We start from the raw sequence: 19,411 nt of genomic DNA, 5'->3' as shown, positions 1-19,411 counted from the left end.
TCTCGCACTGAACGATGCGGGCAAGGCACAATCGAAACGCCGCGTTGAACAGCGTGTCAGTCATTTTCCCTAAAGGTCGCCATCCGGATGCCGTCCCCCTCCTTGCGCCACTCGCTGCGTCGCCTCTGGGCACTGGACAAGTTCAGCTACAGCCTGCGGGTATTCATTGCCCTGGGCGGCAGCCTGGCGCTGTGCTGGCATCAGGGCTGGATGCACGGCCTGATCCCGTTGTTTCTCGGGGTGATCGCCAGCGCCCTGGCCGAAACCGACGACAGTTGGCAGGGCCGCCTTACCGCATTGCTGGTGACCCTGGGGTGCTTCAGCGCCGCGGCCTATACGGTCGAATTCCTGTTTCCCTATCCCTGGCTGTTCGTCAGTGCCCTGGCGCTGTCGGCCTTTGCCCTGACCATGCTCGGCGCCCTGGGCGAGCGTTTCGCCACGCTCGGTTCGGCCACCCTGATTCTGGCGGTGTACAGCATGATCGGCGTGGAGCAGCGCGGCGGCGTCGCCGGGCTATGGCTCGAGCCGCTGCTGCTGGTGGCGGGCGCCGCCTGGTACGGCGTGCTCTCGGTGCTCTGGCATGCCTTGTTCGCCCACCAGCCGGTACAACAGAGCCTGGCCCGGCTGTTTCGTGAGCTGGGGCTGTACCTCAAGCTCAAGGCCGCGCTGTTCGAGCCGCTGCGCCAGTTGGACGTGGAGGCACGGCGCCTGGATCTGGCCAAGCAGAATGGTCGGGTGGTGGCGGCGCTCAATGCCACCAAGGAAATCATCCTGCACCGGGTCGGCAATGGCCGCCCAGGCCCTAAGGTCAGCCGCTACCTGAAGCTGTATTTTCTCGCCCAGGATATCCACGAGCGCGCCAGTTCCTCGCACTACCCTTACAACGCCCTGGCCGAAGCCTTCTTCCACAGCGACGTGATGTTCCGCTGCCAGCGCCTGCTGCGCCTGCACGGCAAGGCCTGCCATGCCCTGGCCCAGGCCATCGAGCTGCGCCAGCCGTTCGAGTACGGCGAGCACTACAGCCAGGCCCAGGCCGACCTGCAGGCATCCCTGGAGCACCTGCGCATCCAGAGCAACCCGGCCTGGAAACACCTGCTGCGCTCGCTCGGCGCCCTGGCCGGCAACCTCGGCACCCTCGACCGCCTGCTGAGCAGCGCCAGCAACCCCGACGCCCTGGCCGAGGAGCAGGACAGCTCGCTGCTCGATCGCGAACCACAGTCGCTGCGCGATGTATGGGAGCGCATCCGCCTGCAGCTCACCCCGACCTCGCTGCTGTTTCGCCATGCCCTGCGCCTGTCCATCGCCCTGGCTGCCGGTTATGGCGTGCTGCACTGGATTCACCCGACCCAGGGCTACTGGATCCTGCTCACCACCCTGTTCGTCTGCCAGCCCAACTACGGCGCCACGCGCATGAAGCTGGTGCAGCGCATCATCGGCACCGTGCTCGGGCTGCTGCTGGGCTGGGCGCTGATCGACCTGTTCCCGGCCCAGTTGATCCAGGCCTTCTTCGCCGTCGCCGCCGGCGTGGTGTTCTTCGCCACCCGCTCCAGCCGCTACACCGTGGCCACGGCGGCGATCACCCTGCTGGTGCTGTTCTGCTTCAACCAGGTGGGTGATGGCTACGGGCTGATCCTGCCGCGCCTGTTCGATACCCTGCTCGGCAGCCTGATCGCCGGCCTGGCGGTGTTCCTGATCCTGCCGGACTGGCAGGGTCGCCGGCTCAATCGCGTGGTGGCCAATACCCTGAGCTGCAACAGCACCTACCTGCGGCAGATCATGCGCCAGTACGCCGAAGGCAAGCGCGACGACCTCGCCTATCGCCTGGCCCGGCGCAACGCCCACAACGCCGACGCGGCACTGTCGACCACCCTGGGCAACATGCTGATGGAGCCCGGGCACTTTCGTAAGGAGGCGGATATCGGCTTTCGCTTCCTGGTGCTCTCCCACACCCTGCTCAGCTACCTGTCGGGCCTGGGCGCACACCGCGGCGAAGCCCTGCTGGCCGACGAGCAGAACGAGTTGCCGGCCAGCGCCCTGCGCCTGGCCGACAGCCTCGACGAGATCGCCCGCGGCCTCAGCGAACAGACGCCAGTGGCCATCCAGAGCGACCACGAAGAGCATCTCGCCAGTTGCCTGGAGCAGATGCCCGATGATCTGGACGATGCCCAGCGCCTGGTGCAGACCCAGCTGTCGCTGATCGCCCGGCAGCTCGGCCCGCTGCGCACCCTGGCGGCGCACCTGCTCAAGAACCGCGAAAAGCCGGCGTACGAGGCCTGATCACCATGGACAAGCACGCCATCGTGCAGCAGGTCATCGAGCGCCTCGGCCTCGAGTTGCAGGCCGCCGAACAGGCGGCGCGGGCGGCCCACGAGACGGCCACCCATGAAGAGAACATCGCCGAGAACAAGTACGACACCCTCGGGCTGGAAGCTGCCTACTTGGCAGCCGGACAGGCTCGCCGCGTGGAAGAGATCGGCCTGCGCCTGCGCGTCTGGCGCCAGTTGCTGGTGCGCGCCTATGACGCTACCCAAGGCATTCGGCTGACCAGCCTGGTGCTGCTGGCCGACGAGAACGACCAGCAGCAATGGCTGTTTCTCGGCCCGGAGGGGGCGGCGATCAAGGTGCAGGTCGAGCAGCGCACGATTCTGGTGCTGAGCCCCGATGCGCCGCTAGGCCAGCGCCTGCTCGGGCGGCGCATCGGTGACGAGATCGAGCTGAGCGTCGCCGGCCGCGCGCAGCACCACGAGATCATCGAAGCCTATTGAGGCGCGCCGGCCTGCAGATCCCGCCAGGTCAGGTACAGGCGCAGGTCGAACTCCAGTTGCTGATAGTCCGGCAGCATGTACTCGCAGAGCTTGTAGAACGCCTTGTTGTGATCGCTCTCCTTGAGGTGCGCCAGCTCGTGCACCACGATCATCTGCAGGAACTGTGGCGCCGCCTCGCGAAACAGCGAAGCGACGCGAATCTCCTTCTTGGCCTTGAGCTTGCCGCCCTGCACCCGGGAGATGCTGGTGTGCAGGCCGAGGGCGCGGTGGGTCAGGTCGAGGCGATTGTCGAACAGCACCTTGTCGATGGCCGGCGCGTTCTTCAGGTGTTCCTGCTTGAGCGCCATGACATAGGCATACAGCGCCTTGTCACTCTGGATCCCATGACGGCCGCCATAGCGCTGCGCTAGGTAATCACCCAGGCGCTCGCCCGCGATCATCTGGCGCACCTGGTCCTGGAGCGAAGCGGGGTAACCCTGGAGGTATTTGAGCGGTGTCATGGGGCGTTCACGGCGAAAAGCTGGCGGCAGATTATGCCTCTACAGCGGCACGACCCGCAGCAGCCTGCCATCCTCGCTGTCGGTCAGCAGATACAGCGCGCCGTCCGGCCCGTCGTAGACGCCGCGAATGCGCTCCTCCAGCTCCTGGAAAAGAATGTCCTCTCCGGCCAGCCGGCCCTTGTCGAGGCGTACCCGGCGCACGCTCTTCTCCGCCAGGGTGGAGACGAACAGGTCACCCTTCCAGTGCGGGAAGCGATCGCCGGTATACAGCGCCAGCCCGGAGGGCGCCACCGACGGCGTCCAGTGCAGCTCCGGCGCCAGGTAGCCGGGCAACTCGGTGAAGGGCGTGACCATCGCCCCGGTGTAGTCGACGCCGAAGGACGTCAGCGGCCAGCCGTAGTTGCCACCGGGCTGCAGCAGATTCAGCTCGTCGCCGCCCTTGGGGCCGTGCTCGTGGCTGTACAGGCGCTTGCGCTGGCGGTCGTAGACGATGCCCTGCACGTTGCGGTGCCCCAGGCTGTAGATTTCCTCGGCGACGCCCGCCTGGCCGCGCAGCGGGTTGTCCGGCGGGATGCTGCCATCGCGGTTCAGGCGCACCGTCTTGCCCAGGTGATTGCCCGGGTTCTGCGCCTGCTCGCGCCCGTCGAAGCCATCACCCAGGGTCAGCACCAGGGTGTCGTCAGGCAAGAAGGCGATGCGCCCACCGTAGTGGGAGGCGCCTGCCTTGGCCGGCTGGGCAGTGAACAGCACCTGGAAATCACGCAGCTCGCCGTCGACCAGGCGGGCGCGGGCCAGCCGCGTGTTGTTGGCGTCGAGCTCGCCATGGGCGTAGCTCAGGTAGATCCAGGGATCGCTGGCGAAGTGCGGATCCAGCGCCACTTCCATCAGCCCGGCCTGGGTGGCCACGAAGGGCGTCGGCAGTCCGCGGACCGGCTCGGCCTGCAGCTTGCCGCCGGCATCGATCAGGCGCAGCTGGCCGGTTCGCTCGGTCACCAGCATGCGGCCATCGGGCAAAAACGCCATGGACCAGGGGTGGGCCAGCCCGCCGGTGACGGTTTCGATACGGTAATCGGCATGGGCCAGCGCGGCCGCGCAAAGCCCCGCTGCCAGCCAGACAATTCTCACTACGCCATCCTTGATTGAGACCATCAGCGTGCGGCGCCGCTGAAACGTGCGAACACCAGGCTACCCAGGCTGCCGCAGAGCATCAGCGCCAGGGTGCCGGCCAGCGTGCGATTGGCGCCGATCAGGGTGGGCATCGGCGCCAGGGCATTGGCCACGGCCAAGGCCAGCCACACCGCCAGGGCACCGGCGAGCAGAAATGCCAGCCCGCGCAGCCCGCCCTGGGCGGGCGCCAACCGGGCGGTCAGCGGCAAGGCGACGATGAAGGCGGCGATCACCAGTGCGGCGAACGTGGGGCTGAAACCCAGCAGATCATGGGCGGTGGCCTGCAGGCGGATGCCTGGGGAGATGCTGGCACCGAGCTGCTGCAGGGCGGCGAGATTGAACTGGGTCTGAACGACGCTGCCGAGCACGGTAGCAACGAGCACGGCCAAGCCGAATGGCAGCCAGAGGCGAGAGTTTTGAGGCATGGGAGCCGACATCCTGAAACGCGTGGCGGCAGTATGGCGCAGCGCCTGCGCGGAGTCGGAAGAGGAGTTTTACATGGTTTTTCGTGAATCGGCAGATGCCGGCAGTAGCCGCAGTGGCGGCATGCACGTCCGGCTGGAAACGCCGGGGCCAGATGCATGAAAGCCGCCTGCCCATCAGGGGCAGGCGGCTTTCAGGCCAGGCCATTGACGCTGCGATCAGTTGACCTTGGCGGTCAGCTCACCCTTGGCGTAACGCTGGAACATGCCTTCCAGGGAGATCGGCTTGATCTTCGAGGCGTTGCCGGCGGTGCCGAAGGCCTCGTAGCGGGCGATGCACACGTCACGCATGGCTTCCACGGTCTTGGCGAAGTATTTGCGCGGGTCGAACTCGGCCGGGTTCTGCGCCATGAAACGGCGGATCGCACCGGTGGAGGCCAGACGCAGATCGGTATCGATGTTGACCTTGCGTACGCCGTACTTGATGCCTTCGACGATCTCCTCGACCGGCACGCCGTAGGTTTCCTTGATGTCGCCACCGTACTCGTTGATGATCGCCAGCCAGTCCTGGGGTACCGAGCTGGAGCCGTGCATCACCAGGTGGGTATTGGGGATGCGCTTGTGGATTTCCTTGATGCGCTCGATGGACAGCACATCGCCGGTTGGCGGCTTGGTGAACTTGTAGGCACCGTGGCTGGTGCCGATGGCGATGGCCAGGGCGTCGACCTGGGTCTTCTTGACGAAGTCAGCGGCTTCTTCCGGGTCGGTCAGCAACTGGCTGTGATCGAGCACGCCTTCGGCGCCGACACCGTCTTCTTCACCGGCCATGCCGGTTTCCAGGCTACCCAGGCAGCCCAGCTCACCCTCGACCGAAACGCCGCAGGCGTGGGCGAAGGCCACGGTCTGCTGGGTCACGCGCACGTTGTACTCGTAGTCGGCCGGGGTCTTGCCGTCTTCCTTCAGCGAGCCGTCCATCATCACCGAGCTGAAGCCCAGCTGGATGGAGCGCTGGCAGACGTCAGGGCTGGTGCCGTGGTCCTGGTGCATGCACACCGGGATGTGCGGGAATTCTTCGATCGCGGCGAGGATCAGGTGGCGCAGGAACGGCGCGCCAGCGTACTTGCGGGCACCTGCAGAGGCCTGGACGATGACCGGCGAATCGGTCTTGTCGGCGGCTTCCATGATGGCGCGCATCTGCTCGAGGTTGTTGACGTTGAAGGCCGGCACGCCGTAGCCGAATTCGGCGGCGTGGTCGAGCATCTGGCGCATGCTGATAAGTGCCATGTTTTGCTATCTCCCGATAGGGCTCGTTGATCGTGCAAGCCTGCCGCAGTGGCAGGCGCTATTCAAGTTTGCGCGAGCGGGCAGGCCCGCTCGCCGGTCGCTCAGGGCGCCTTGCAGCCGCGCCCGAGCAAATCGTCATTGGCGGTGCGATAGACCAGGCCTTCCTCACCCTTGGCATGGAAGGACAGCGTGCCGTCGCTGTACAGTTCGCCGGAACCGGACGGCTCCAGGCTCAAGCGATGGACGACATCGCTGCCCCCCATGCGCACATCGACTTTTTCATGGGCCGGGTCGGCGTAGCGCCAGAACACCTCCGCCTGGCTGTCACACACCCAGCGATTCCATTGCTGGCTATCGGCGTAATCCTTGCCGGCGCAGCCGGCAAGCATGGCCAGCCCAAGCAACGCGGCAGCGTATTGATATCGGTTCATTGCACTCTCCTTGCTCTAGCAGTTCTGCTCGCCCATGGGCGGCGTCGAGTCACCGGTACTCTGCCCTTCGATGCGCTGATCCTCGCGGGTGGTCGGCAGATCAATTTCCGCCGGACTCAACACGTTGCAGGCTTCATCGCGTGGCGATCCGCCCCAGGCACAACCGCCCAGGACGACACAAAAGCTCAATACCATGGTCAGGTTACGCATCGATCACTCCTTGCTGGCTGATTTCCATACAAGGGTAATGACCACCGCCGCCCGCCAAGGTTTAGGGTCTGTACGAAACCGCCCGTACCGACCCCAACCGTCTCGACTCAGTTACTCGGCTGCACGCTTCTGCAGGATTTCCACCGCAGGCAGTACCTTGCCCTCGACGAATTCGAGGAAGGCGCCGCCGCCGGTGGAGATATAGGAAATGCGCTGCGCCACGTCGTACTTGTCGATGGCCGCCAGGGTGTCGCCACCACCGGCGATGGAGAACGCCGGGCTTTCGGCGATGGCCAGGGCCAGGGCCTTGGTGCCTTCACCGAACTGGTCGAACTCGAACACCCCGACCGGGCCGTTCCACAGGATGGTCTTGGAGGCCTTGAGCAGCTCGGCGAACTGCTTGGCGGTCTGCGGGCCGATGTCGAGGATCATGTCATCCTCGGCCACATCGGCGACGGCCTTGACGGTCGCGGCGGCGGACTCGGAAAACTCCTTGCCGACCACCACATCGACCGGCAGCGGCACGCTGACCTTGGCGGCGATGGCCTTGGCGGTGTCGACCAGGTCGGCTTCGTAAAGGGACTTGCCGACCGGATAACCGGCAGCGGCCAGGAAGGTGTTGGCGATGCCGCCCCCGACGATCAGCTGGTCGCAGATGCCGCTCAGGCTGTTCAGCACGTCCAGCTTGGTCGACACCTTGGAGCCGGCGACGATTGCCGCCATCGGCTTGGCCGGCGCGCCCAGGGCCTTGCCCAGGGCATCCAGTTCGGCAGCCAGCAGCGGGCCGGCGGCGGCGACCTTGGCGAACTTGGCCACGCCGTGGGTCGAACCTTCGGCGCGGTGAGCGGTGCCGAACGCGTCCATCACGAACACATCGCACAGGGCGGCGTATTGCTGGGCCAGCTCGTCGGCATTCTTCTTCTCGCCCTTGTTGAAGCGTACGTTCTCGAACAGCACCAGCTCACCGGCCTGCAGCTCGACACCGTTCAGGTAGTCCTTGACCAGCGGCACCTCGCGGCCCAGGGCCTTGCTCAGGTAGGCGGCTACCGGCGCCAGGCTGTTCTCTTCGCTGAATTCGCCTTCGGTCGGGCGCCCCAGGTGCGAGCAGACCATTACCGCGGCGCCTTTTTCCAGGGCCAGCTTGATGGTCGGCAGCGCGGCGAGAATGCGCGCATCACTCTTCACAACGCCGTCCTTGACCGGCACGTTGAGGTCTTCACGGATCAGCACGCGCTTGCCTTGCAGATCAAGGTCGGCCATTTTCGCGATGTTCAGGGTCATTGAATCAGTCCTTAACAGGGGCTGGTGATAAGTGAGCGGCGGCATCGAGATAATGCACGGCCATGTCGAGCATACGGTTGGCGAAACCCCATTCGTTGTCGAACCAGGCCAGCAGGTTGACCAGGCGTGGCCCGGAAACCCGCGTCTGACTGCCGTCGACGATGGCCGAATGGGGATCATGGTTGAAGTCGCAACTGGCGTGGGGCAACTCGGTGTACGCCAGCAGGCCCTGCAGCGGCCCCTGTTCGGCGGCCCGGCGCAGGATCCGGTTGATCTCCTCGGCACTGGTGTCGCGGGCGGTCTGCAAGGTGATATCCAGGCAGGACACGTTGACCGTCGGCACCCGAATGGCTTTGGCCTGGATTCGCCCGGCAAGTTCCGGCAGCAGCCGCTCGATACCGCGCGCCAACCCGGTGGACACCGGAATCACCGACTGGAAGGCCGAGCGGGTACGGCGCAGGTCTTCGTCGTGATAGGCGTCGATTACCGGCTGGTCGTTCATCGCCGAGTGGATGGTGGTGATGGAGATGTACTCCAGCCCCACCGTCTCGTTCAGCAGCTTGAGCAGCGGTACGCCGCAGTTGGTGGTGCAGGAGGCGTTGGAAACCAGGCGCTCGCGGCCCGTCAGGCCGTGCTGATTGACGCCGTACACCACCGTGGCGTCGACATCGCCCTCGCTGGCCATCGGTTGCGACAGCAGCACCCGCGGCGCCCCCGCCCTCAGGAAACGTTCGGCCTGCTCGCGGGTGGTGTACTGGCCGGAGCATTCGAGCAACAGGTCGATATCCAGCGCGCGCCAGTCGACGCCCTGGGGTTCGCGCTGACGCAACACCTTGAGCGGCTTGCCGTTGATATGCAGATGGTCGCCCGCCACCTTCACCTCGCCGGGAAAACGCCCGTGGGTGGAGTCGAAACGGGTCAGGTATTCGATGCTGGCCTGATCGGCCAGATCATTGAGCGCGACGATATCCAGTCGCGCTTCGCCGGCCCGCTCGTGCAGCGCACGCAAAACGCAACGACCGATGCGGCCATAGCCGTTCAGGGCAACGCGGTAAGAGCGATGGGACATGGCGATCTCTAAAAGAGTCGAGCATGAGCCGGGGCGAACCGCGCAGGTTCGCCCCGGCTGACGGGGTCAGGCGTCGAGCAGTTCTTCGGCGGTGCCGATGATGTTCTCGACGGTGAAGCCGAAGTGCTCGAACAGCTGGCCGGCTGGCGCCGATTCACCGTAGGTTTCCATGCCGATGACACGGCCTTCGAGGCCGACGTACTTGTACCAAAAGTCGGCATGGGCGGCTTCGATGGCGATCCGCGCGGTGACCTGCAGCGGCAGCACGGACTGCTTGTAGGCAGCGTCCTGCTGGTCGAAGACGTTGGTCGACGGCATCGACACCACGCGGACCTTGCGGCCCTGCTCGCTCAGCTTGTCAGCCGCCTGGATGGCCAGGCCGACCTCCGAACCGGTGGCGATCAGGATCAGCTCCGGCTCGCCGGCACAGTCCTTCAGCACGTAGCCGCCACGGCTGATGGCCGCTTCGGTTTCGTGGTCGCGCAGGTTATGCGGCAGGTTCTGGCGGGAGAAGATCAGCGCGCTCGGGCCGTCCTTGCGCTCGACCGAGTGCTTCCAGGCCACCGCGGCTTCGACGGTGTCCGCCGGGCGCCAGGTGTCCAGGTTCGGCGTGGTGCGTAGGCTGGTCAGCTGCTCGACCGGCTGGTGGGTCGGGCCGTCTTCACCGAGACCGATGGAGTCGTGGGTGAACACGTAGAGCACGCGCAGCTTCATCAGCGCCGACATGCGCACCGCGTTGCGGGCGTACTCCATGAACATCAGGAAGGTCGCACCGTAGGGAATCAGGCCGCCGTGCAGGGCGATACCGTTCATGATCGCGCTCATGCCGAATTCGCGCACACCGTAGTACATGTAGTTGCCCGAGGCATCTTCGGCGACGACCGGCTTGCAGCCCTTCCACAGGGTCAGGTTGGAACCGGCCAGGTCGGCGGAGCCGCCGAGCAGTTCCGGCAGCAGTGGGCCAAAGGCATTCAGGCAGTTCTGGCTGGCCTTGCGGCTGGCGATGGTTTCGCCTTTCTCGGCGACGGCACGGATGAACTCGCTGGCCTTGGCGGAGAAGTCGGCCGGCAGCTCGCCCGCCATGCGGCGGATGAACTCGTTGGCCAGCTCGGGATGGGCGGCGGAGTAGGCGGCGAAGCGCTGATCCCACTCGGCTTCGGCCGCCAGGCCGGCTTCCTTGGCATCCCACTCGGCATAGATGTCGGCCGGAACCTCGAACGGCGCGTGGTTCCAGTTCAACGCCGCACGGGTGAGGGCGATTTCGTCATGGCCCAGGGCGGCGCCGTGGGACTCTTCCTTGCCCTGCTTGTTCGGCGAGCCGAAACCGATGATGGTCTTGCAGCAGATCAGCGTCGGACGGTCGCTGGACTTGCGTGCGGTGTCGATGGCCATCTTGATTTCTTCGGCATCGTGGCCGTCGACATTGCGGATCACCTGCCAGCCGTAGGCTTCGAAGCGCGCCGGGGTGTCATCGGTGAACCAGCCGTGCACTTCGCCGTCGATGGAAATGCCGTTGTCGTCGTAGAAGGCGATCAGCTTGCCCAGGCCCAGGGTGCCGGCCAGGGAGCAGACTTCATGGCTGATGCCTTCCATCATGCAACCGTCGCCCAGGAAAGCGTAGGTGTAGTGGTCGACGATGTCGTGGCCGTCGCGGTTGAACTGCGCCGCCATGATCTTCTCGGCGAGGGCGAAACCCACGGCGTTGGCGATACCCTGGCCAAGCGGGCCGGTGGTGGTCTCCACGCCCGGTGCGTAACCGTATTCCGGGTGGCCCGGGGTCTTGCTGTGCAGCTGGCGGAAATTCTTCAGGTCGTCGATGGACAGGTCGTAGCCGGTCAGGTGCAGCAGCGAATAGATCAGCATCGAGCCGTGGCCGTTGGACAGCACGAAGCGGTCACGGTCGGCGAACTTCGGGTTGGCCGGGTTGTGCTTCAGGTAGTCGCGCCACAGCACCTCGGCGATATCCGCCATGCCCATGGGGGCACCGGGGTGGCCGCTGTTGGCTTTTTGCACAGCATCCATGCTGAGGGCACGAATGGCATTGGCACGCTCACGACGGCTGGGCATCGCTAATCTCCTGCGGGTGGCTGCCGAAGCAGCTGGGACGAAAAAAGGCGCCCATTTTCGCCCAGCGAGCACCACCGGGGCAATGACAGATGGTCTGTCCGCGACAATATTGCAGCGCTTTTTATCCATAGCGGCGCCTGCGCCAAGCAAAAAGCCGCCGGGAACACGGCAACCGCAATATCAAAACTTTTTGATATTGCGGTTGCTGGCTGAAAAATGACCGACTAGACTGCGCCCATGACCCAACGCGCGCCCGCCCTCGCTTTCGAGCCCACCGACCAGCTGTCCGCCCTGTGCAAGGCCGCGGGCGACGGGTTGCGGCTGAACGTTCTGCGCGCCCTGAGCAACGACTCGTTCGGCGTGCTGGAACTGGCGCAGATCTTCGCCATCGGCCAGTCGGGCATGAGCCATCACCTCAAGGTACTGGCCCAGGCCGGCCTGGTGGCGACACGCCGGGAAGGCAACGCGATCTTCTACCGCCGCGCCCTGGCCCAGGCCGAGAGCGTGGGCGGCACCCTGCATGCCGCGCTGCTGCAGGAGGTCGACAGCCTGCTGCTGCCCGCCGAGGTGCGCCAGCGTATCGCCCAGGTGCACCAGCAAAGGGCCGCTGCCAGCCGCGACTTCTTCGCCCGCAGCGCCGAACGTTTCCAGGCCCAGCAGGACCTGATCGCCGGCCTGCCGCAGTACCGTGACAGCGTGGTGGCCCTGCTCGACTCGCTGGATTTGCCGGCCCATGCCAGCGCGCTGGAAATCGGCCCTGGCGACGGTGGCTTCCTGCCGGAGCTGGCGCGCCGCTTCGCCAGCGTGACCGCTCTGGACAACAGCGAGGCGATGCTCGACCTCGCCCGCCAGCGCTGCCAGCAGGACGGCCTGGGCAATGTGCAGCTGCGGCTGGCCGATGCCCTGCAGGACGCCTACCCGGGCGCCGACTGCGTGGTGCTGAACATGGTGCTGCATCACTTCGCCGCACCGGCCCAGGCCCTGCGCAAGCTGGCCGAACAAGTGAACCCGGGCGGCAGCCTGCTGATCACTGAACTGTGCAGCCATGACCAGAGCTGGGCCCGCGACACCTGCGGCGATCTCTGGCTAGGCTTCGAACAGGACGATCTCGCCCACTGGGCAATCGCCGCCGGCCTGACCCCGGGTGAAAGCCTGTATGTCGGCCTGCGCAATGGTTTTCAAATTCAGGTGCGGCATTTTCAGCGCACCCTTCCACTCACGCACGCGGCCGAGAGGCCCCCACTCGCCAGGACAACCGATAGATGAGCGAATACTCCCTGTTTACCTCCGAGTCCGTGTCCGAAGGGCACCCGGACAAGATCGCCGACCAGATTTCCGATGCCGTGCTCGACGCCATCATCACCCAGGACAAGCACGCCCGCGTGGCCGTGGAAACTCTGGTCAAGACCGGCGTGGCGATCATCGCCGGTGAAGTGACCACCAGCGCCTGGGTCGATCTGGAACAGATCGTCCGCGACGTGATCTGCAACATCGGCTACACCAGCTCGGACGTCGGCTTCGACGGCGCCACCTGCGGCGTGATGAACATCATCGGCAAGCAGTCCCCGGACATCAACCAGGGCGTCGACCGTGCCAAGCCGGAAGACCAGGGTGCCGGCGACCAGGGCCTGATGTTCGGCTACGCCAGCAACGAAACCGACGTGCTGATGCCGGCGCCGATCCGTTTCTCCCACGCCCTGGTCGAGCGCCAGGCCGAAGCGCGCAAGTCCGGCCTGCTGCCGTGGCTGCGCCCGGACGCCAAATCCCAGGTCACCTGCCGCTACGAGAACGGCAAGGTGGTCGGCATCGACGCCGTGGTGCTGTCCACCCAGCACAACCCGGACGTCTCGCTGAGCGACCTGCGCGAAGCGGTGATGGAGCTGGTGATCAAGCACACCCTGCCCGCCGAACTGCTGCACAAGGACACCCAGTTCCACATCAACCCGACCGGCAACTTCGTGATCGGCGGCCCGGTGGGCGACTGCGGCCTGACCGGCCGCAAGATCATCGTCGACAGCTACGGCGGCATGGCCCGCCACGGTGGCGGCGCCTTCTCCGGCAAGGATCCGTCCAAGGTCGACCGCTCCGCTGCCTACGCTGGCCGCTATGTGGCCAAGAACATCGTCGCCGCCGGCCTGGCCGAGCGCTGCGAGATCCAGGTCTCCTATGCCATCGGCGTGGCCCAGCCGACCTCCATCGCGATCAACACCTTCGGCACCAACAAGGTGGCGGAAGAGACCATCATCAGGCTGGTTCGCGACGTGTTCGACCTGCGTCCGTACGCCATCACCAAGATGCTCGACCTGCTGCACCCGATGTACCAGCCGACCGCCGCCTATGGCCACTTCGGCCGCGAGCCGCAGCAACTGACCGTCGGCGACGACAGCTTCACCAGCTTCACCTGGGAGAAGACCGACAAGGCCGCCGAGCTGCGCGCCGCCGCCGGCCTGTAAGCCTCGGCAGGTCGCCGCGCCTGGCGCAGCGACCTCAGTCGCTACGAAAAAGCCTCCGGGGGCACGACGCCCACGGAGGCTTTTTCATACCCGCCAGGCGGGCAGGCCAATCACTTGCCGAACAGCGAGCCCAGGCTTTTCAGGGTCTCGGCGGCAGCCGCAATGTTCTCGGCCTTGCCGTTGCCCTGGCTCTGCGCGACCGGGGCAGCAGTTCCTTCGGCACTGGCGCCGAGCTGGTCACAACCGCCTTCGACCTGGGCAATGGCGTCGTTGGCCTGCTGGTTGCCGAGCAGGCCGGCCAGCTGTTTGACCTGGGCAATTTTCTCGGCGTTGGCCGACATCTTCTGCTGACACTTGAGCTGAGTGTCTTCAGCCGCCTGAGCGAAGGAGTTGGCAGCGACCAGGGCAGCCGAGCACAACAGAACGGAAGTACGCATGGGACTCTAGACCTCCAGAGATGAGGCCCGGCAATACACCCCGCCGCCGGGCAAATCCATTTGGTGTGCGGGGGCGCGGACTTTAGCACCGGACATTTTCCGCAACAAACAGCCAGCGCCGGAAATGTCGGCCAGCGCCCATTTTCCCCGGACCTCGACGTTTGCGACCTGCTGGCGCAGCGACTAGCCTGCCTATTCATCGCCCGAGCAAGGATGCTCCGCCCATGAAAGCCTGGATCGCAGCCTGTACCGTCCTGTCACTGTCCACCACCACCCTGGCCGACGACTGCCCGACGCAGACGCCCGCCCATGCTCGGCAAGCCGCCGAACTGGCGGCCCAGGTTGCCCACTGGGACGATGCCTACCACCGTCAGGGGCAGTCGCTGATCAGCGATGAACTCTATGACCAGGCCCGCGCCCACCTCGAGCACTGGCAGCGCTGCAGCGAGTCGCCCACTGCCAACCCCCTGAACGGCACACAAGGTCCAATTGAGCATCCCGTGGCGCAAACCGGGTTGCGCAAACTGGCCCACGAGCGTGCCGTCGCAAATTGGATGGCCAGCCGCGACGACCTGTGGATCCAGCCTAAGGTCGACGGTGTGGCGGTAACCCTGCGCTACAGAGACGGCACCCTGCGGCAGGTGATCAGCCGTGGCGACGGCAACAGCGGCCAGAACTGGACGCCCCAAGCCACACAGATCGCCGCCATTCCCAAGCAGCTGCACGAACGCGGCACGCTGATCCTGCAAGGCGAGCTCTACCTGAAGCGCCCGGGTCATGTGCAGGCCAGCGAGGGCGGCGCCGCGGCACGTAGCGCGGTGGCGGGCCTGATGGCGCGCCAGGAACTGCTACCGGAGCAGGCGGCCAGCATCGGGCTGTTCGTCTGGGATTGGCCCAATGGCCCGGCCGACATGCAGCAGCGCCTGGATGGGCTGGTGCAACTGGGTTTCCAGGACAGCCGCACTTACAGCCAGCCGGTCGATAAGCCAGGCGACGCCCGGCGCTGGCGAGAACGGTGGTACCGCAGCCCGCTGCCCTTCGCCACCGATGGTGTGGTACTGCGCCAGGGCCAGCGCCCCGGCGGCGAGCGCTGGCGTGCCGAACCGCCGCACTGGGCAGCGGCCTGGAAGTACCCGGCCAGAGAGGCCCTGGCGCTGGTCGAGGCAGTCGACTTCAGCATCGGCCGCACCGGACGCATAACACCGCTGCTGCGCCTGCAACCGGTGAAACTCGACGACCGCACCATCCGCGTGGTCAGCGTCGGTTCGCTGCAACGCTGGCGCCAGCTGGATATTCGGCCCGGTGACCACGTCGCCATCCGCCTGGCCGGGCAAGCCATTCCACAGCTGGAAGGCGTGGTGTTGCAGACCACCACCCGCTCACCGCTGGATATCCCGAACAGTGACGAGTACCACGCCCTGAGCTGCCTGCGCGCCTCACCCGGTTGCACCAGGCAATTCCATGCCCGCCTCACCTGGCTCAGCGGCAAGCAGGCGCTGAACCTGCACGGCGTCGGCGCCGGCACCTGGCAGAAACTGCTTGAAGCAAAGCACCTCGATGGCCTGCTCGACTGGTTGCATCTGGACGAGCAACAACTGCTGGCGATACCCGGCATCGGTGCCCAGGGTGCCACGGCGCTGAACCAACGCTTCGCCGAAGCGCGGCAGCGACCGTTCCGGGATTGGTTGCGGGCACTGGGCGCGCCAGTGAACCCAGACCGCCTGGCGGCGGACAACTGGAGGCAGCTGCATCAGCGCAGCCTTGCAGACTGGCGGGCATTGCCCGCTATCGGCCCGACCCGCGCGGCTCAGCTGCACGCGTTCTTTCAGCACGAGGACATCGTGGCGCTTGCCGATCAGTTGGGTGAGGCGGGCGTTGCGGGTTTTCAGACCCGGTAAGCACGAAGCAGCAGGTCGGTCGTCCGGACCAGGCCGGCGCAACCTGCGGCTGGCTCTATCCGGCAACTGGACCTGCGTGGCCTTGCCATGCGCCGACCATCACCGTCGGATGCGCACGCACTCAATCCTTGAACTGGTCCTTGATATAGGTGATTTCGGTCTTGCCGTGGGGCGCCGGCTGGCCATCCTCGCCAAGGTTGACGAAGACCATCTTGTCGATGGTCAGGATGCTCTTGCGGGTGATCTTGTTGCGCACTTCGCAGCGCAGGGTGATCGAGGTGCGGCCGAACTCGGTGGCGGTGATGCCCAGCTCGATGATGTCGCTCTGCCGCGCCGAGGAGACGAAGTTGATCTCGGAAATCAACTTGGTCACCACGCGCTGGCTGCCCAGCTGGATGATGGCGTAGATCGCCGCCTCCTCGTCGATCCACTTCAGCAGGCTGCCACCGAACAGCGTACCATTGGGGTTGAGGTCTTCAGGCTTTACCCACTTGCGTGTATGAAAGTTCATGCGCCCTCCTTTCCGTGTTCTGTTCGGCAGTGATGATCGCAAAGATCGGCGAGCGGATCATTGCCGCGTTATCGATAATGGTTATCGACACAAGCTATCAGGTGGGGTTCAGCAGGCCTGGGGGCAGGCCGCACGACCAACGCCCGCTACGTCCGTCAGCATCCGCTGCAAATCGACCATCACCGCGATGGAAAGCCTTGGGCTCGCGCGCCGGCGCGGCTATAATCGCCCAGTTACACACGCCCGCCACCGGGCGTTCCCGCCACCTGTCCGAGGGGCGCTGCAGCAACCTGAAAGATTTGTTTCGAATCCCCAAGCCCTGTATTCCCACAATGCTTGGCGGCAGATTCGAATCAACCTTTCAGGCTGTCAGGCTCGGATGGGGCGTTTAGCAAACGCATCAACGGCGCCCACTCGACAATCGTGCGACACCTGCGCGTCATCCGACGCTGGCAAGGTTGCACTGTCGACAGCAGACAACCTAACGGAGAGTTACTGCATGAGCGCTGCTTTCAACGACTACAAGGTCGCCGACATTTCCCTGGCCGACTGGGGCCGCCGCGAGCTGATCATCGCCGAATCCGAGATGCCGGCATTGATGGGCCTGCGCCGCAAGTACGCCGCCAGCCAGCCGCTCAAGGGCGCCAAGATCCTCGGCTGCATCCACATGACCATCCAGACCGGCGTGCTGATCGAAACGCTGACCGCCCTGGGCGCCGAAGTGCGCTGGTCGAGCTGCAACATCTTCTCCACCCAGGATCAGGCCGCTGCCGCCATCGCCGCCGCCGGCATCCCGGTATTCGCCTGGAAGGGCGAGACCGAGCAGGAGTACGAGTGGTGCATCGAGCAGACCATCCTCAAGGACGGCCAGCCGTGGGACGCCAACATGGTGCTCGACGACGGCGGTGACCTGACCGAGATCCTGCACAAGAAATACCCGCAGATGCTCGAGCGCATCCACGGCGTGACCGAGGAGACCACCACCGGCGTGCACCGTCTGCTCGACATGCTCAAGGCCGGCACCCTGAAGGTCCCGGCGATCAACGTCAACGACGCGGTCACCAAGAGCAAGAACGACAACAAGTACGGCTGCCGTCACAGCCTCAACGACGCCATCAAGCGCGGCACCGACCACCTGCTGTCGGGCAAGCAGGCGCTGGTCATCGGCTACGGCGACGTGGGCAAGGGCTCGGCCGCTTCGCTGCGTCAGGAAGGCATGATCGTCAAGGTCTCCGAGATCGACCCGATCTGCGCCATGCAGGCCTGTATGGACGGCTACGAACTGGTTTCGCCGTATATCGACGGCCGTAACGACGGCACCGACGCCTGCATCGACAAGGCGCTGCTGGGCAAGATCGACCTGATCGTCACCACCACTGGCAACGCCAATGTCTGCGACGCTGGCATGCTCAAGGCCCTGAAGAAGCGCGCCGTGGTCTGCAACATCGGTCACTTCGACAACGAGATCGACACCGCCTTCATGCGCAAGAACTGGGCATGGGAAGAGGTCAAGCCGCAGGTGCACAAGATCCACCGCACCGGTGCCGGCAGCTTCGACGCCGCCAACGACGACTACCTGATCCTGCTGGCCGAAGGCCGCCTGGTGAACCTGGGCAACGCCACCGGCCACCCGAGCCGCATCATGGACGGCTCGTTCGCCAACCAGGTGCTGGCGCAGATCTTCCTGTTCGAACAGAAGTTCGCCGATCTCAGCGCCGAGAAGAAAGCCGAGCGCCTGACCGTCGAAGTGCTGCCCAAGAAGCTGGACGAAGAAGTCGCCCTGGAAATGGTCAAGGGCTTCGGTGGCGTGGTCACCCAGCTGACCCAGCAGCAGGCCGACTACATCGGCGTGACCGTCGAAGGTCCGTTCAAGCCGGACAGCTACCGCTACTGATAGGCGGTACGCCGCGCAGGGCCAAGACCTGCGCGGCGTAGCCCGAAGGAATCGTCATGTCTCAGAAACGCCCCAACGTCAGCTTCGAGTTCTTCCCGACGAAGACCGATGCCGGACACGAGAAACTGCTGAACACCGCGCGAGAGCTGGCCGGCTACAGCCCGGACTTCTTCTCCTGCACCTACGGCGCCGGTGGTTCCACCCGCGACCGCACCCTCAATACCGTGCTGCAGCTCGACAGTGAAGTGAAGGTGCCGACCGCGCCGCACCTGTCCTGCGTTGGCGACAGCAAGGCCGAGTTGGTCGAGCTGCTCAACCTGTACAAGAGCAAGGGCATCAACCGTATCGTCGCCCTGCGCGGCGACCTGCCGTCAGGCATGGGCATGTCCAGCGGCGAGCTGCGCCACGCCAACGACCTGGTCGAGCTGATTCGCAGCGAAACCGGCGATCACTTCCATATCGAAGTGGCGGCCTACCCGGAGATGCACCCCCAGGCTCGCAATTTCGAGGACGATATCGCCAACTTCGTGCGCAAGGCCAAGGCCGGCGCAGACAGCGCGATCACCCAGTACTTCTTCAACGCCGACTGCTACTTCTACTTCGTCGAGCGCGTGCGCAAGCTGGGCGTGGATATCCCGGTAATCCCGGGCATCATGCCGATCACCAACTACAGCAAGCTGGCGCGCTTCTCCGATGCCTGCGGCGCCGAGCTGCCACGCTGGGTGCGCAAGCAGCTGGAAGCCTATGGCGACGACACCCCGAGCATCCAGCGCTTCGGCGAAGAGATGATCACCGGCCTGTGCGAACGCCTGATCGCTGGTGGCGCACCCGGCCTGCACTTCTATACCCTCAACCAGGCCGCCCCCAGCCTGGCGGTGTGGAAGAACCTGCAGGGCTGATACGCCAAGGCCGCGAAAGAGCGAACTTTCGCGGCCTTTTTCTTTCCTACCAGGCGACGAAATCCACTGCATTGGCAAGTTGGATCGACCTGTCAGCCCTGTACCCGTTGACCCGAAGCCCTT

Annotated in this window: 19 protein-coding genes and 1 riboswitch; of the genes, 8 read left to right on the top strand and 11 right to left on the bottom strand. The window is 65.2% G+C overall.

Features of this window, described 5'->3' with window-relative positions:
• Window positions 1–87: 87 nt before the first annotated feature.
• Both yccS and K8U54_RS11695 read left to right on the top strand, forming a co-directional pair.
• Window positions 88–2,277, top strand: coding sequence for a YccS family putative transporter (gene yccS, locus K8U54_RS11700; protein ID WP_249910265.1), 2,190 nt, complete (start codon window positions 88–90; stop codon window positions 2,275–2,277).
• 5 nt (window positions 2,278–2,282) lie between these two features.
• The gene (locus tag K8U54_RS11695; RefSeq protein WP_249910264.1) at window positions 2,283–2,765 is read left to right on the top strand and encodes a GreA/GreB family elongation factor; all 483 of its coding nucleotides are present in this window, start codon (window positions 2,283–2,285) and stop codon (window positions 2,763–2,765) included.
• Here the strand turns inward: K8U54_RS11695 and K8U54_RS11690 are convergent.
• From K8U54_RS11690 to K8U54_RS11680, 3 genes are read right to left on the bottom strand one after another with little or no spacing between them, the layout of a single operon-like run.
• Window positions 2,759–3,265 carry a M48 metallopeptidase family protein gene (locus K8U54_RS11690; protein ID WP_249910263.1) on the bottom strand — a complete coding sequence of 169 codons (507 nt, stop codon included), beginning with the start codon at window positions 3,263–3,265 and terminating at the stop codon, window positions 2,759–2,761. The two genes, K8U54_RS11695 and K8U54_RS11690, sit on opposite strands and share 7 nt — an antisense overlap.
• Before the next feature lie 39 nt (window positions 3,266–3,304).
• On the bottom strand, window positions 3,305–4,390 hold the full coding sequence (locus K8U54_RS11685; protein WP_249910262.1) for a PQQ-dependent sugar dehydrogenase: 1,086 nt from the start codon (window positions 4,388–4,390) through the stop codon (window positions 3,305–3,307).
• 23 nt (window positions 4,391–4,413) lie between these two features.
• Entirely contained in the window at window positions 4,414–4,857 is a 444-nt protein-coding gene (locus K8U54_RS11680) for a hypothetical protein (protein WP_249910261.1), read from the bottom strand.
• Here K8U54_RS11680 and K8U54_RS11675 point away from each other — a divergent pair.
• Entirely contained in the window at window positions 4,856–5,017 is a 162-nt protein-coding gene (locus K8U54_RS11675; RefSeq protein ID WP_249910260.1) for a hypothetical protein, read from the top strand. The genes K8U54_RS11680 and K8U54_RS11675 overlap by 2 nt on opposite strands.
• Before the next feature lie 56 nt (window positions 5,018–5,073).
• On the opposite strand, the gene fba is transcribed toward K8U54_RS11675, so the two are convergent.
• The 6 genes from fba to tkt form a co-directional block, all read right to left on the bottom strand.
• Entirely contained in the window at window positions 5,074–6,138 is a 1,065-nt protein-coding gene (fba, locus tag K8U54_RS11670; protein WP_027903947.1) for a class II fructose-bisphosphate aldolase, read from the bottom strand.
• 101 nt (window positions 6,139–6,239) lie between these two features.
• Window positions 6,240–6,569, bottom strand: a complete 330-nt coding sequence (locus K8U54_RS11665; RefSeq protein ID WP_249910259.1) for an MliC family protein — start codon at window positions 6,567–6,569, stop codon at window positions 6,240–6,242.
• Between the two features lie 15 nt (window positions 6,570–6,584).
• The gene (locus K8U54_RS11660; RefSeq protein WP_249910258.1) at window positions 6,585–6,779 is read right to left on the bottom strand and encodes a hypothetical protein; all 195 of its coding nucleotides are present in this window, start codon (window positions 6,777–6,779) and stop codon (window positions 6,585–6,587) included.
• 111 nt (window positions 6,780–6,890) lie between these two features.
• On the bottom strand, window positions 6,891–8,060 hold the full coding sequence (locus K8U54_RS11655) for a phosphoglycerate kinase (protein WP_434060000.1): 1,170 nt from the start codon (window positions 8,058–8,060) through the stop codon (window positions 6,891–6,893).
• 4 nt (window positions 8,061–8,064) lie between these two features.
• Window positions 8,065–9,129 carry an erythrose-4-phosphate dehydrogenase gene (gene epd / locus K8U54_RS11650; RefSeq protein ID WP_249910257.1) on the bottom strand — a complete coding sequence of 355 codons (1,065 nt, stop codon included), beginning with the start codon at window positions 9,127–9,129 and terminating at the stop codon, window positions 8,065–8,067.
• A 66-nt stretch (window positions 9,130–9,195) separates the two neighbouring features.
• On the bottom strand, window positions 9,196–11,196 hold the full coding sequence (tkt, locus tag K8U54_RS11645; protein WP_249910256.1) for a transketolase: 2,001 nt from the start codon (window positions 11,194–11,196) through the stop codon (window positions 9,196–9,198).
• A gap of 237 nt (window positions 11,197–11,433) precedes the next feature.
• Between tkt and K8U54_RS11640 the strand changes: the two genes are divergently transcribed.
• Both K8U54_RS11640 and metK read left to right on the top strand, forming a co-directional pair.
• Entirely contained in the window at window positions 11,434–12,462 is a 1,029-nt protein-coding gene (locus tag K8U54_RS11640) for an ArsR/SmtB family transcription factor (protein WP_249910255.1), read from the top strand.
• Entirely contained in the window at window positions 12,459–13,649 is a 1,191-nt protein-coding gene (gene metK / locus K8U54_RS11635) for a methionine adenosyltransferase (RefSeq protein WP_249910254.1), read from the top strand. The genes K8U54_RS11640 and metK overlap by 4 nt, the downstream gene beginning before the upstream one ends.
• 110 nt (window positions 13,650–13,759) lie before the next feature.
• On the opposite strand, the gene K8U54_RS11630 is transcribed toward metK, so the two are convergent.
• On the bottom strand, window positions 13,760–14,086 hold the full coding sequence (locus K8U54_RS11630) for a hypothetical protein (RefSeq protein WP_249910253.1): 327 nt from the start codon (window positions 14,084–14,086) through the stop codon (window positions 13,760–13,762).
• Between the two features lie 224 nt (window positions 14,087–14,310).
• On the opposite strand from K8U54_RS11630, the gene ligB reads away from it, so the two are divergent.
• Window positions 14,311–15,984, top strand: coding sequence for an NAD-dependent DNA ligase LigB (gene ligB / locus K8U54_RS11625; protein WP_249910252.1), 1,674 nt, complete (start codon window positions 14,311–14,313; stop codon window positions 15,982–15,984).
• 121 nt (window positions 15,985–16,105) lie between these two features.
• Here the strand turns inward: ligB and K8U54_RS11620 are convergent, their stop codons facing one another.
• Window positions 16,106–16,495, bottom strand: a complete 390-nt coding sequence (locus tag K8U54_RS11620; RefSeq protein ID WP_283939410.1) for an acyl-CoA thioesterase — start codon at window positions 16,493–16,495, stop codon at window positions 16,106–16,108.
• 266 nt (window positions 16,496–16,761) lie between these two features.
• Window positions 16,762–16,914: riboswitch (S-adenosyl-L-homocysteine riboswitch) on the top strand.
• Between the two features lie 80 nt (window positions 16,915–16,994).
• On the opposite strand from K8U54_RS11620, the gene ahcY reads away from it, so the two are divergent.
• Both ahcY and metF read left to right on the top strand, forming a co-directional pair.
• Complete coding sequence (gene ahcY / locus K8U54_RS11615) at window positions 16,995–18,389, top strand: adenosylhomocysteinase (protein ID WP_249910251.1); 1,395 nt, start codon at window positions 16,995–16,997, stop codon at window positions 18,387–18,389.
• A 56-nt stretch (window positions 18,390–18,445) separates the two neighbouring features.
• Window positions 18,446–19,288 (top strand): methylenetetrahydrofolate reductase [NAD(P)H], encoded by an 843-nt coding sequence (gene metF / locus K8U54_RS11610; RefSeq protein ID WP_249910250.1) that lies wholly within the window; start codon window positions 18,446–18,448, stop codon window positions 19,286–19,288.
• Window positions 19,289–19,411 lie beyond the last annotated feature (123 nt).

Source organism: Pseudomonas fulva (assembly GCF_023517795.1).
Taxonomy (GTDB): Bacteria; Pseudomonadota; Gammaproteobacteria; order Pseudomonadales; family Pseudomonadaceae; genus Aquipseudomonas; species Aquipseudomonas fulva_D.
The sequence above is the reverse complement of the archived record's forward strand: the minus strand, read 5'-3'. Positions and strand labels throughout refer to the sequence as shown.

Excerpts from the sequence above, each read along its gene's own strand:
- yccS (WP_249910265.1), top strand. The coding sequence starts at position 88 with ATGCCGTCCCCCTCCTTGCGCCACTCGCTGCGTCGCCTCTGGGCACTG.
- K8U54_RS11695 (WP_249910264.1), top strand. The coding sequence starts at position 2,283 with ATGGACAAGCACGCCATCGTGCAGCAGGTCATCGAGCGCCTCGGCCTC.
- K8U54_RS11690 (WP_249910263.1), bottom strand. The coding sequence starts at position 3,265 with ATGACACCGCTCAAATACCTCCAGGGTTACCCCGCTTCGCTCCAGGAC.
- K8U54_RS11675 (WP_249910260.1), top strand. The coding sequence starts at position 4,856 with ATGGGAGCCGACATCCTGAAACGCGTGGCGGCAGTATGGCGCAGCGCC.
- K8U54_RS11680 (WP_249910261.1), bottom strand. The coding sequence starts at position 4,857 with ATGCCTCAAAACTCTCGCCTCTGGCTGCCATTCGGCTTGGCCGTGCTC.
- fba (WP_027903947.1), bottom strand. The coding sequence starts at position 6,138 with ATGGCACTTATCAGCATGCGCCAGATGCTCGACCACGCCGCCGAATTC.
- K8U54_RS11665 (WP_249910259.1), bottom strand. The coding sequence starts at position 6,569 with ATGAACCGATATCAATACGCTGCCGCGTTGCTTGGGCTGGCCATGCTT.
- K8U54_RS11660 (WP_249910258.1), bottom strand. The coding sequence starts at position 6,779 with ATGCGTAACCTGACCATGGTATTGAGCTTTTGTGTCGTCCTGGGCGGT.
- K8U54_RS11655 (WP_434060000.1), bottom strand. The coding sequence starts at position 8,060 with ATGACCCTGAACATCGCGAAAATGGCCGACCTTGATCTGCAAGGCAAG.
- epd (WP_249910257.1), bottom strand. The coding sequence starts at position 9,129 with ATGTCCCATCGCTCTTACCGCGTTGCCCTGAACGGCTATGGCCGCATC.
- tkt (WP_249910256.1), bottom strand. The coding sequence starts at position 11,196 with ATGCCCAGCCGTCGTGAGCGTGCCAATGCCATTCGTGCCCTCAGCATG.
- K8U54_RS11640 (WP_249910255.1), top strand. The coding sequence starts at position 11,434 with ATGACCCAACGCGCGCCCGCCCTCGCTTTCGAGCCCACCGACCAGCTG.
- metK (WP_249910254.1), top strand. The coding sequence starts at position 12,459 with ATGAGCGAATACTCCCTGTTTACCTCCGAGTCCGTGTCCGAAGGGCAC.
- K8U54_RS11630 (WP_249910253.1), bottom strand. The coding sequence starts at position 14,086 with ATGCGTACTTCCGTTCTGTTGTGCTCGGCTGCCCTGGTCGCTGCCAAC.
- ligB (WP_249910252.1), top strand. The coding sequence starts at position 14,311 with ATGAAAGCCTGGATCGCAGCCTGTACCGTCCTGTCACTGTCCACCACC.
- K8U54_RS11620 (WP_283939410.1), bottom strand. The coding sequence starts at position 16,495 with ATGAACTTTCATACACGCAAGTGGGTAAAGCCTGAAGACCTCAACCCC.
- ahcY (WP_249910251.1), top strand. The coding sequence starts at position 16,995 with ATGAGCGCTGCTTTCAACGACTACAAGGTCGCCGACATTTCCCTGGCC.
- metF (WP_249910250.1), top strand. The coding sequence starts at position 18,446 with ATGTCTCAGAAACGCCCCAACGTCAGCTTCGAGTTCTTCCCGACGAAG.